Source organism: Corynebacterium sp. HMSC064E10 (assembly GCF_001812505.1).
GTDB lineage: Bacteria > Actinomycetota > Actinomycetes > Mycobacteriales > Mycobacteriaceae > Corynebacterium > Corynebacterium amycolatum.
Window position 1 is genome coordinate 1,262,716 of sequence record NZ_KV809173.1, and the last position, 10,618, is coordinate 1,273,333.

Here is a 10,618-nt window from a genome sequence, read left to right on the forward strand (position 1 = left end):
ACTCCCGAAAGTGCCCTACCGGAACGCGACCTCTCCCACCGGCCGTCGCAACTTCCGGGAGTGGAGGGTGTCGGGAGCGGCGGCCATGTCCTCGCACGCGCGCACAGCGGCCATGAGGTGCTCTTCCTTGGAGGACTGGTAGAACTCGCGGGCGGATTTCGGGAGTTTGGGTTTGTCGTGCAGCGGCATGTCGGAGACGCTGAGCAGCGCGCCGTAGGGCACGCGGAAGCGGTAGCCGTTGGCGGCGATGGTGGCGGATTCCATTTCGACGCCGATGGCGGTGGATTTCTGCAGCTCCCGGTAGAGGTCGGTCTGGGAGCGCCACTCCCAGTTGCGATCGGAGGTCGACAGCACGGTGCCGGTGCGCAGGCGCTTTTTCAGTTCGTCGCCGGAAAGCCCGGAGACGCGGGCGAGCGCGTTGGTGACGGCGAGCTGAATTTCCGCAATCGGCGGGATGGGCTTTTCCAGGGGCACGTAGTTATCGAGGACTCCGTCAGCGCGGTCGTAACCGTTGGCGAGAATCATGTCGCCGATGCGCATGCGGCCGTCGAGGCCGGCGCAGTGTCCGACCATCATCCAGCAGTGCGGGCGCGTGACGGCGAGGCAGTCGGTGATGGTTTTGGCATTGGAGGGGCCGACACCGATGTCGATGATGGTGATGCCGCATTTGTCGTCGCGAAGCAGGTGGTACGCCGGCATCTGCGAGGCGTGCGCGTGCTCACGGCAAATTCCGGGAGTGGGGATGGCGCCGATGTCGTAGCGCTTCCCACCCGGGCACACCAGCGCCGTGTACCCGTGCGGATTTCCGGGAGTGAGGGTGGCGGCATATTCGAGGAACACGTCGGTGTGCAGCTGGTAGTTGGTGAACAGTACGAAGCGCTGGATGTTTGCGGCGTGCGACCCGGTGTAGTGCTCAAGGCGCTGGAGGGCGAGGTCGATGCGCTGGGCGGTAAAGAGGCTCAAGGGTTTGACGAGAAGGCCCAGGTAATCGGCTTCACCGTCGGCGATGGTGTCGTCGATGCAGGCGGAGTCGATGGGGGTAAACGTTTTCTCCACTGCCGCCAACATGCTTGCCGACGCCCCTTCCCTCCTCGCCGCTTCCTCGGCGGCCGCATCGAAGCCGCGGCACATCCGGAGTGGGATGGGCTGGTCGGAGACGCGCACCTCAACTTCGCCGCCGTGGTTGGTGAGCAGGTCGGTGATTTGCTCTATGAGGTAGGTGCGGAACATCACCGGGCGAGTGATGGTGGTGGCGTACACTCCCGGGCGGTCGACGAAGCCGTGTGACAGGGAGGGGTCGACATCCTCGACGGCGCTGCCGGCTGGGACGGTGAAGCGTAGTTCGGGGTAGTAGGCGCGCACCGGCCCACTCCCGGAATTTCCGTTAGTGGCGGCGGTGTACTGCTCGATTAGGTAGGCCATTCCCGCTCGGTGGATTTCGGTGAGCCGGTCGACGGCTGCGGCGGCGTCGGTGTAGAAATCGCCTTCGCCTTCGGTGGGCCAGAACGGGGGTGTTGCGGAGTCTCGTACCTGCATATCCCAAGGCTAGGCGGAGAGTTTCCCGCTCGCATCCGCGCCGCGCTCATCACCACGCTCATGCACGCGCCGCGCTCATCCACGCAATGCCGCATCCATCACGCGAAGCTCACTGCACCAAGCTCAGTGCCGACTCCACACTCCCTCACGGCTGCGGCGGACTTCAAAGACCTGGTGCACGTGGTAGCCGCCGATGATGGGGATGGTGAGGAAGTGGCGGCCGTCGTCAAGCTCGTGCCAGAGGATGCGACCGTAGCGCACGCCGTCGCGGACGTGGGCGCTGAGGTAGTCGGCGCGTTGTTGGCCGCGGAGGGTGGCGTAGAAGGCGGGGTCGACGGGGAGTTGGACGAGATTCCGGGAGTGGGGGGCGATGTCGGCTTCTTGCAGCCGGATGGCGACGGGTCGGCCGTCGACGAGGAGGTCAGCAGTGTGACGGCTGAGGCAGATGATGTGGACGTCGCTTATTGTGGTGTGCATTTTGCGCTCCTATTCGCTCTTCCCCGCAGGCGGTCTGTGGGGCTGATCTTCCTTTGGGGCACCGGGTCCGCGAATCGGGCGGTTGCCTATCGACGCTGTCAAAGGCCATTTCTCGTCGATATCTTGTGATCGTGTCGCCCACCCTAACACCAACTAGACAGCTTTGTCTACCATCTCCCGCACGCTTTACGACGAAGCCCCCACCTTCCACTCCCGAAAGCTACCGCCTTCCACCTCGCCCGCTGACTACCCCTTCCCCATCAGCACCAGAACCACCAGCGCCACGTTGAGCGCGATGATGAGTCCGCAGATAACCCACGCGACCCGGCGCAGTAGCGGGGTGTTGGCCCAGATACCCATCTCGGCATGCGAGGAGGTCATGCGCACCAGCGGAACCAGCGCAAACGGGATACCAATCGACAGCACCACCTGGCTGAGCACCAGCGCCCACGTCGGCTCCACGCCGCTGGCGATAATGAGCAGCGCCGGAATGATGGTGACTATGCGGCGCACCAGCATCGGCACGTGCACCTTCAGTAGGTCGCGCATAATCAGGTCGCCGGCGTAGCAGCCGACGGAGGACGACGCCAGCCCGGAGGCCAACAACCCAACCGCAAAAAGCACGCCCACTACAGGGCCGAGCGCGCTGGTCACGGCGGCGTGCGCGCCTTCGATGGAGTCGGTCCCCTCCACTCCCGGAAGTGCTTCGGCTGCGAGACACAGCATGCCAATATTCACCGACCCAGCCAGCACGAGCGCACCGAATACATCGATACGCGTGGCACGCAGGTGTTGGCGCAGCGAGGCATCATCTTCCACCTTGTACTCGCGGTCGCGCACCAGCCCGGAGTGCAGGTAGACCGCATGCGGCATCACGGTCGCACCCAACATGGACGCCGCCAGTACCACGGTGTGCGCACCCTGGAAGCGTGGCAGAATTCCGCTGGCCATCTCCCCGAGACTCAAGCCCGTGACAAACAGCCCGGCCAGGAACCCCACCGTAATGACCAGCAGGAACGCCACAATCACGCCTTCAAAAGTGCGTTGCGAACGCCCACCCTGCAGCAGCAACAGCCCCAGCGAGACCACGCCGACAATGACGCCGCCAAGCAGCATCGGCGTTCCGAAAAGCAGATACAGCGCCGTGGCACCACCAATAATTTCCGCCACATCCGTCGCTGCCGCCACAATCTCGGCCTGCACCCAGTACGCCAGTCGCCCCGGCCGGTTCGAACCAAAGCGGTCGGCAACGCCTGCGGTCAGCGACCGCCCCGTCACCAGGCCGTACTTCGCCGACAGGTACTGCACAACCATCGCCATGAGGTTGGACACCACCAGCACCCACAGCAGCAGATACCCGTAGCTAGCCCCCGCAGACAGGTTCGCAGCCACATTTCCGGGGTCCACGTAGGCAATCGCCGCCACAAACGCAGGCCCCAGCAGACTCATCATGGGCTTGCTTGACGACGTCACTTGCGACCCCTGTGTCCCTGAATCATTCATGGGACCATTATTTCACAACATTGATACCAATTGTTCAATCAACCCAAGATTTGTGCAGCCATGGTGCCACCGAGATTTACCAGGCGGTCGGAGATGTCGTCGTCAAGCGAACCGACAAACACGACGGGTTCGGCCGCAAGCTCCCACTTGTAGCCGGTCGTGATGGTTTTCATGGCATTTTCCGCGCCGGTGGTGTCGAAACCGCCGCGGATCCAGTAGGAAAATGGCAGCCCCTTAGTGGCTTCCTGCGCCTCCCGGAAGGTGGTGTCGAAGAAGTGCTTCAGCGCGCCGGAGATGTAACCGAAGTTGGCGGAGGTGCCGAGCAGAATGGCGTCAGCACTGGTCAGGTCGTCGATGGTGGCATCGAGAGCCTCGACGACCTTGACATCCACGCCCTCTAGCGCGGGATCGTTGGCGCCCTCGAGCACGTGGCTTAAGACTTCCTGCAGGAGCGGGGTTGGGGAATGGTGGACGACAAGAAGAGTAGGCATATCCCCGAGGGTAACGAAGTAGTAGGGTAAGCATAGGTTTCAGCAACAATCCAATGTGTATCAATTCGAGTAGTCGTGGCATCCAACAAGAAAGCCTCAAATTCGTACTGAACTAGGCGGAATTCGAAGAACGGAAAATTAGATGGAACCATACATCGGAATTGCAGTTTTTGAGTTAATAAAGCAAAGAGATTCAACCTCAGTGAATGGGAGCTTCTTCCGTGAGGACTTATACATTGTTTATGCCGATTCTGATAGTGCCGCATACGCACAGGTCGAAGCACTAGCCCGCGAAAATGAATTAACCCCAGAAGAGTCTTCCCACTCGGGCGGATCTGTCACGTTGCGCCACATCGTAGATGTCGCCCCCGCTCTTTACGGTCGCGTCGATACAGACATCGACATCTATTCTCGCCACTTCGCTTCCCTCGAGGATTACAAGCGCTTCGAAATGAAATTAGGCGGCAAAGATCCTCTAGCAGAGCCCTAGGCCCCGCATCATGAATCGCTACCGAAACTTCGCCGCTGCCGCACTCTTCCTAGCCTTGGCTTGCTACATTGGACTGTTTTTCGTCAGCACTGCACTCTCCAATTTCTGGACAATACCCCTCGCTGCCGGAGTCTTCGGATTCGGTCTGGTTAGCTTTCTTGCAGCACTGAAGGCCCGATCAAACGGTTTGACAATCGTGGCGGCACTAGTTGCTTTCGCACTCTTGCCGATAACGTATGCGCTAGCGGTAGTTCTCGGCGGCCCCTAGAAAATCACCTGTTCGCGAGGAATTTTCATGCCCGCGCGTAGGGCTTCCGGGAGGTCAGCGATGGAGTCGATCTCTGTATTACCGCCACCATCGCTACCAACACCGCCACCGAGCGAATCCAGAATCCACCGCTGCGCTGCATCCACGGGCACCTCGCCGAGAGTCACGTCGCCATCACGCTTGGACAACCGGCGCCCCTCCGAGTTCACCACCAGTGGTACGTGCACGAACGAAGGCGCCGCATACCCCAAAAGACCAGCCAAGTAAGCCTGCCGCGGAGCCGAGGACATCAGGTCATCACCACGCACGACTTCAGTGACACCCTGCTCGGCATCATCGACGACGACCGCAAGGTTGTAGGCCCACATGCCATCGGCACGCTGAAGGACAAAGTCATCGATCGGGGCGGTAATCCCGCCATGCAGCTCATCAGTCGCAGTCCCCTCACGCACCTGCGATTTCAGGCGTATCGACGGCCTTCTCCCCGCCGCCGCAAATTCGGCTTTTTTCGCGGCGAGGTGCTCGTCGTCAAGCGAACGGCACGTACCGGGATACTGACCTGGCACGCCATGGGGCGCGGAGGAGGCGGCGAGGATTTCGCGGCGCGTGCAGAAGCAGGGATAAGTCAGGCCGCGTTGCGTGAGGTCGGCGAGCGCGGATTCATACAGGTCAGAGCGTTCTGACTGGCGGACCGGGGTGCCATCCCAGTTGATGCCAATGGCCTCCAGATCGGCGAGCTGCTGCGCCTCATACTCGGGGCGGGAGCGCTGGCGGTCGATATCTTCGATACGCACGATGAAGCGGCCACCCTGCGCACGGGCGTGCGCCCAGGCCAACACTGCGGTGCGCAGGTTTCCCAGGTGCAGCCGACCGGTCGGCGAAGGGGCGTAGCGGCCGGTGATTAGATTAGACGACATGACTACAACGGTAGTTAATGTCGCGCGCTCTACGTAGCTGCCGTAGTTTCCGTAGCCGCCGTGGCTTTCGCAGCTTGCCGACTACCCGCGACTGCAACCGCAACGGATAGCACTGCGAATGCGATACACACAATTCCAACCACCGCGCTACTTCCGCCACTCAGACCCGCCGCGAGCGGGCCAACTGCCGTTCCCACATAGCCCACGATGTAGTAGCTGGAAACGGTCGCAGCAAGGTCCTTTCCACGTGCCGCTTCCGAAACCCGCAGCAGCGAATACTTGAAAGAGATCCCTTGGCCAACACCACAGATAACGGTTGCGATAATCAGCAAAACAGCATTTGAGCTAAGCAAACTCACTGTTGCGCCACCCAGCCCGAGCGCGAGAATCACCAAGCCCACCGGATACGAGACCCGCTGCGCCCTCCGCCCGAGCATCACCTGAGTCACTGCCGATACTCCAAGCATCAAAGCTGTAATCGACGCAATCTTTAGCTGCGTATCGAAGCCCATATCCTTCGCAGCCAGCGGGACTACGGACTGGAAGAGACCGTTGACTCCATACGCACAACCAATCGCTAACGCTCCCGGAATGAAAACTCGAATCACATCCCGAGCCACACCAAACTGCGGCCGCCAGCTCACCGAATTTCTCTCGCAGCTACGCTCCCGCACGCGGGCGACACCAACCATCGAAACCACAGTCAATGCTGCGTAAATCCAGTACGGCATCTGCAGTGGCGACGATGAAAACTGTGCCACCACAGCCGAGTACAACGGACCTAAAGCTAATGCCCCAGAGACCGCCACCGTACTTGTGAGCGCGCCGATATGCGTGAGCAATTTCTCCTGCAACAAGGCAGTAAATGATCCCGTTGCGAGACCGACTGAGAATCCTGAAATCACTCGAGCGGCATATAGAACCATTTCATGTGAATCGACTAACCCCGCCGCCAGAAACATCAGGGTTGATGCCAATGACAGCGCCATACTGACTAGTGCGATTGGCTTTCGCCCCAGCGAGTCTGACAAATGTCCGTATGTGAGCGTGACCACTACACCCACCGCATAGCATGCAAAGACAACTACCGTTTTGTTGGCGCTCAAACCCCAATCATGCTGGTATAAGGCATATAGTCCGGAAGGCATCGTGCTGCCGATCACTACGATGACCAGCCCCAGCGCGAGCGCTGCTCCGTCTCGGACGTCGGCGGTTTTTGTAGCGCCCGCAGCCTTCATAGCGTTCGCTCGAGTATCAGCAGCATCTGCCGTACTCGCAGCCTTCGCGTCAGCGCCACCTGCCATTTCTGCCATCTCCACCCCTCCAACCAATTCATACTTTCTGGTTATGGAAAGCATGTTTTCACAAAACAGTTTGGATGACTAGACTTTCGACAGAACTAACTCGCAGCACCTTACGTCGTCACACCCAAACGAACCCCATAAAGCCAGTTCAGCCCACCATTTCGCGCGCCACCACTTGCTTCGAACATCACAAAGTGATTCGCTAACACCATGAAACAGCGCACGTACTTCGAGCAGGCAGCCGCAATCGCTGCGGAATGCTCGTCTCCCGTGCGCCTGGCAATCCTGGAGTACCTTCTCAAAAATGGCCCCACTCGCGTGCGCAGCCTCGCCGAGTCCACCAACATCGCCGAATCGACGCTGTCCAACAATCTCCGGCGCCTCCGCGAAGCCAAAATCGTCGATGTCGAACGACAGGGAAAAAGCGCGACCTACTCCATCGCTAACCCCTCAATACGCCAGGTAATTGCCAATCTTTTCCAGGCTGCCGGCGCCGACACTGCCGCACCCATCCCAGAGCACCAACCAGCAATTACCTTCGCTCGATCTTGCTACGACCACCTGGCAGGATCTCTCGGAGTACAACTCACTCGGGCCCTTTTCGCCAAAGAAGCACTCATCACCGACGCCGGGGACGTCACCTTTGGCCCCAACGCCGAGAAATGCTTCGCCTACCTCGGCACTGGCCTATCCAGCCTCGACGCAAGCAGGAAGACAGCGTTCCTCTGCAAGGACTGGACACACGCCGACTCTCACCTGGCCGGATCGCTCGGCGCCGCGCTCCTGCGTGGCCTCATTTCAAAGGGTTGGTTGACCCCAATCCCCAATTCCCGCGGACTCGAACTCACGGCAGAAGGCAAAGTCGGCCTCGAAGACTTCATCGGCGCTCGCTTGGAGCCCTAGCCGGCAGGTAACATTCCCTCCCGTGACAAATAACGAAAACCTGCCCAAGTCTGGGCCGGGCAACGCCGAGGCTGCCGCTGTGAGCACCTCGCACGCGCCCGAGAACGCAACCAAGTCCGAATCCGCAGCAACCACGCCACGCCACATCCCGGTACCGAAATCGCTGTACCCGATGTTCACGGCCATTTTCATTGGCGTGCTGATTGTCTCCAACATCACCGCCACCAAGGGCGTGGAAATCTTCGGCCTGGCCACCGACGGTGCCTTCTTCCTCTTCCCCTTGAGCTACGTCATCGGCGACGTGCTTTCCGAGTGCTACGGCTACAAAGCCACCCGCCGCACCGTGTGGACCGGGTTTGCCATCCTCGCCGGCGCAATGCTCTGCTTCTTTGCCGCCATCAAGCTCCCGGCGGCACCGTGGTACGAAAACCAGGAAGCATTCGCCACCGTCCTTGGCACCGTCCCGCAGCTTGTCCTCGCAGGTCTGGCCGGTTATGTCGTCGGTCAGCTGCTCAACGCCTGGTCGCTCAACGCAATTAAGAAGCGCACTGGGGAAAAGGCTCTCTGGGCGCGCCTGATGGGCTCGACTGTGGTTGGTGAGTTCGTCGATACGCTCATCTTCTGCTCCATCGCCGCCACCGCCATCGGCATCGACACCTGGGGCACCTTCGTCAACTACGTCATCGTCGGCTTCATTTGGAAGACCGCCGTCGAGATCGTAGTCATGCCAATCACCTACGCCGTCATCGCGTGGGTCAAGCGCCGCGAAGGCTACTACGACACTCACGTTCCCGCTTAACGACGAAAAAAGTGCCGCGACCTCGCCTGAGATGCGAGTAGTCGCGGCACTTTTTGTTTTTCTACTTCACATCCCGTTTGGCATTGGCCCAATGAGCAACGCCAACAGCCACAACAATCCAGGCCACCAACACCACGATGTTGAACCACATCGGCTGCGTCATCCCGGCTTCAAAGCCAGTACGTGGATTCTCCGGGTTTGCCATCAGACCGCCCAGCTGCGTTGACAACTGCTGAATGCGCGCCCCCGGCGTGACCAGCCACAGTGGCCGGAAAATCGCATACGCGAGCGCCGCGAACTCCAGCATGCTTTCCACCACCAGGATCCACACCAGCGGGATGGCGACCGCGGCCACACGCGAGCGCGTCAACACTCCCAGCGACATCGCGATCAGCCCAAACACGACAAAGCCAAGCACTCCGGCGAGCATGTCCGTGGCAGCGTCACCGCCCTCGAACTCCACGCGCGGCGAAACTGTCACTGCCAACCAGGCAATAGCTACACCGATGACCCAACAGGCAGCAATCAACACAAGCGTCAGCGTCATCCGCGCGGCCAGCCACAAACTCCTTCGATCCTGCGTCAAGAACGCATGCGCATTCATCTGATCGTTGTACTCACCCGCCAGGGTGGAGCCGCCAAAGGCAATCACGATCATGTTGAAGATCACCGTCCCCAACAGCAGCAATTCCCAATCAGCTGTCGCACCAACGTCGGCCGCCATGCTGAAAGCCACCATCGGCCCAGCTATCGAGCCGACCAACAGCACCACATACACCCACGTACCGCGCAGGCTGGCTAGCTTCGTCCATTCCGACCGCAAAGCATTTCCAAAACTCATCTCAGTCACTCCCCTACTGCCCAATCGCCTGCGCGCGGTACTCCTGCGATTCCTGGGTCGCAGCCAGGAACTTTTCCTCTAGGTTGTCGCGCTTCGTGTTCAACCGCGTCACCAGCAGCCCCTCACGCAGGGCAGCGGCTGCGATGTCGCGGCGGAGTTGCTGCTCGCTGATGCCGTCGTAAAGCGGAATGCGCAATTGCTTATCGACGTCAACCCCACGCGCCACCGGCCCCAACGCCTGCAGCAGCCGAGCCGGATCATCGACCTCAACTTCGACGACCGTGCCGTCGGCGAGGAATTCGTCCATGGTGTACTCGCCGATCATGCGGCCGCGACCGATGACGACAATGCGGTCGGCGGTGAGCTGCATCTCGGAAAGGAGGTGCGACGACACGAGAACAGCGCAGCCCTGTGCTGCCAGGGCCTTGATGGTGTGGCGCATCCACGAGACGCCTTCCGGGTCCAAGCCGTTGACCGGCTCATCCAAGATCAGATGCTGCGGCTTGCCGAGCAGAGCCGCCGCCACTCCCAGACGCTGCTTCATACCCAGCGAATAGCCGCCGACCTTGTCCTTCGCCGCCTCGGTCATACCGACCTGCTCGAGGCACTCCTCCACACGGGTGTCGGGGATGCCGGCGCCGCGGGCGAGGGCCCGCAGATGAGCACGACCCGAACGAGCCTTGTTGTGCCACGTCGCATCCAGGATTGCGCCCGCGACGCTGGGCTTATTCTTCAGCGTGGAAAAGGGCTGGTTGCTGTAGGTGTTGCCCTGTGAATCCGTCCCGGTGAACAAGGCCTGGCCCGTGGTCGGGGCATCGAGGCCCAGCATGCAGCGCATGGTGGTGGACTTGCCGGAGCCGTTTGGGCCGAGAAAACCTGTCACTACACCGTCGGGAACGGTGAAGGACAGGTCATCGACGGCTAATTTCGAGCCGTACTTCTTGCTGAGTCGTTCAACCGTGATCATGCCCTCCATGATGCCGGTTGAGACTGCCTCGCGCAGTAGAGCTAGGTCTAGTTTTGAGGTCCCCGGGCCCAAGTTCCACTTCACGACACGGGTGTCACCTCATGCCACCTCCACAGCTGGCA

Annotated in this window: 11 protein-coding genes and 1 riboswitch; of the genes, 3 read left to right on the top strand and 8 right to left on the bottom strand. The window is 60.5% G+C overall.

Features of this window, described 5'->3' with window-relative positions; all coding sequences use genetic code 11:
• Nucleotides 1-15: 15 nt before the first annotated feature.
• The 4 genes from HMPREF2860_RS07385 to HMPREF2860_RS07400 all read right to left on the bottom strand — a co-directional run bounded on the left by HMPREF2860_RS07385 (nt 16) and on the right by HMPREF2860_RS07400 (nt 4,007).
• Nucleotides 16-1,536, bottom strand: coding sequence for an AMP nucleosidase (locus HMPREF2860_RS07385; protein WP_070628719.1), 1,521 nt, complete (start codon nt 1,534-1,536; stop codon nt 16-18).
• A gap of 123 nt (nt 1,537-1,659) precedes the next feature.
• Nucleotides 1,660-2,013 carry a hypothetical protein gene (locus HMPREF2860_RS07390; RefSeq protein WP_070559674.1) on the bottom strand — a complete coding sequence of 118 codons (354 nt, stop codon included), beginning with the start codon at nt 2,011-2,013 and terminating at the stop codon, nt 1,660-1,662.
• A 10-nt stretch (nt 2,014-2,023) separates the two neighbouring features.
• Nucleotides 2,024-2,144: riboswitch (SAM riboswitch) on the bottom strand.
• Nucleotides 2,145-2,259: 115 nt separating this feature from the next.
• On the bottom strand, nt 2,260-3,516 hold the full coding sequence (locus HMPREF2860_RS07395) for an Nramp family divalent metal transporter (RefSeq protein ID WP_049181409.1): 1,257 nt from the start codon (nt 3,514-3,516) through the stop codon (nt 2,260-2,262).
• Nucleotides 3,517-3,554: 38 nt separating this feature from the next.
• The gene (locus HMPREF2860_RS07400) at nt 3,555-4,007 is read right to left on the bottom strand and encodes a flavodoxin family protein (protein ID WP_049181406.1); all 453 of its coding nucleotides are present in this window, start codon (nt 4,005-4,007) and stop codon (nt 3,555-3,557) included.
• Between the two features lie 142 nt (nt 4,008-4,149).
• On the opposite strand from HMPREF2860_RS07400, the gene HMPREF2860_RS07405 reads away from it, so the two are divergent.
• The gene (locus tag HMPREF2860_RS07405; RefSeq protein ID WP_070628720.1) at nt 4,150-4,497 is read left to right on the top strand and encodes a DUF4288 domain-containing protein; all 348 of its coding nucleotides are present in this window, start codon (nt 4,150-4,152) and stop codon (nt 4,495-4,497) included.
• 264 nt (nt 4,498-4,761) lie between these two features.
• On the opposite strand, the gene gluQRS is transcribed toward HMPREF2860_RS07405, so the two are convergent.
• On the bottom strand, nt 4,762-5,682 hold the full coding sequence (gluQRS, locus tag HMPREF2860_RS07415) for a tRNA glutamyl-Q(34) synthetase GluQRS (protein WP_070628721.1): 921 nt from the start codon (nt 5,680-5,682) through the stop codon (nt 4,762-4,764).
• A gap of 29 nt (nt 5,683-5,711) precedes the next feature.
• The gene (locus tag HMPREF2860_RS10910) at nt 5,712-6,995 is read right to left on the bottom strand and encodes an MFS transporter (protein WP_168164998.1); all 1,284 of its coding nucleotides are present in this window, start codon (nt 6,993-6,995) and stop codon (nt 5,712-5,714) included.
• A gap of 201 nt (nt 6,996-7,196) precedes the next feature.
• On the opposite strand from HMPREF2860_RS10910, the gene HMPREF2860_RS07425 reads away from it, so the two are divergent.
• Nucleotides 7,197-7,889: an ArsR/SmtB family transcription factor gene (locus HMPREF2860_RS07425; RefSeq protein ID WP_070628722.1), complete on the top strand. Its 693-nt coding sequence runs from the start codon at nt 7,197-7,199 to the stop codon at nt 7,887-7,889.
• A gap of 22 nt (nt 7,890-7,911) precedes the next feature.
• A complete protein-coding gene (locus HMPREF2860_RS07430) occupies nt 7,912-8,688 on the top strand; it encodes a queuosine precursor transporter (RefSeq protein WP_048759186.1) in 777 nt (258 codons plus the stop codon).
• Between the two features lie 61 nt (nt 8,689-8,749).
• On the opposite strand, the gene HMPREF2860_RS07435 is transcribed toward HMPREF2860_RS07430, so the two are convergent.
• Nucleotides 8,750-9,529 carry an ABC transporter permease gene (locus tag HMPREF2860_RS07435; protein WP_070560019.1) on the bottom strand — a complete coding sequence of 260 codons (780 nt, stop codon included), beginning with the start codon at nt 9,527-9,529 and terminating at the stop codon, nt 8,750-8,752.
• Nucleotides 9,530-9,542: 13 nt separating this feature from the next.
• Nucleotides 9,543-10,505 (bottom strand): ABC transporter ATP-binding protein, encoded by a 963-nt coding sequence (locus tag HMPREF2860_RS07440; protein WP_187402556.1) that lies wholly within the window; start codon nt 10,503-10,505, stop codon nt 9,543-9,545.
• Between the last annotated feature and the right edge of the window lie 113 nt (nt 10,506-10,618).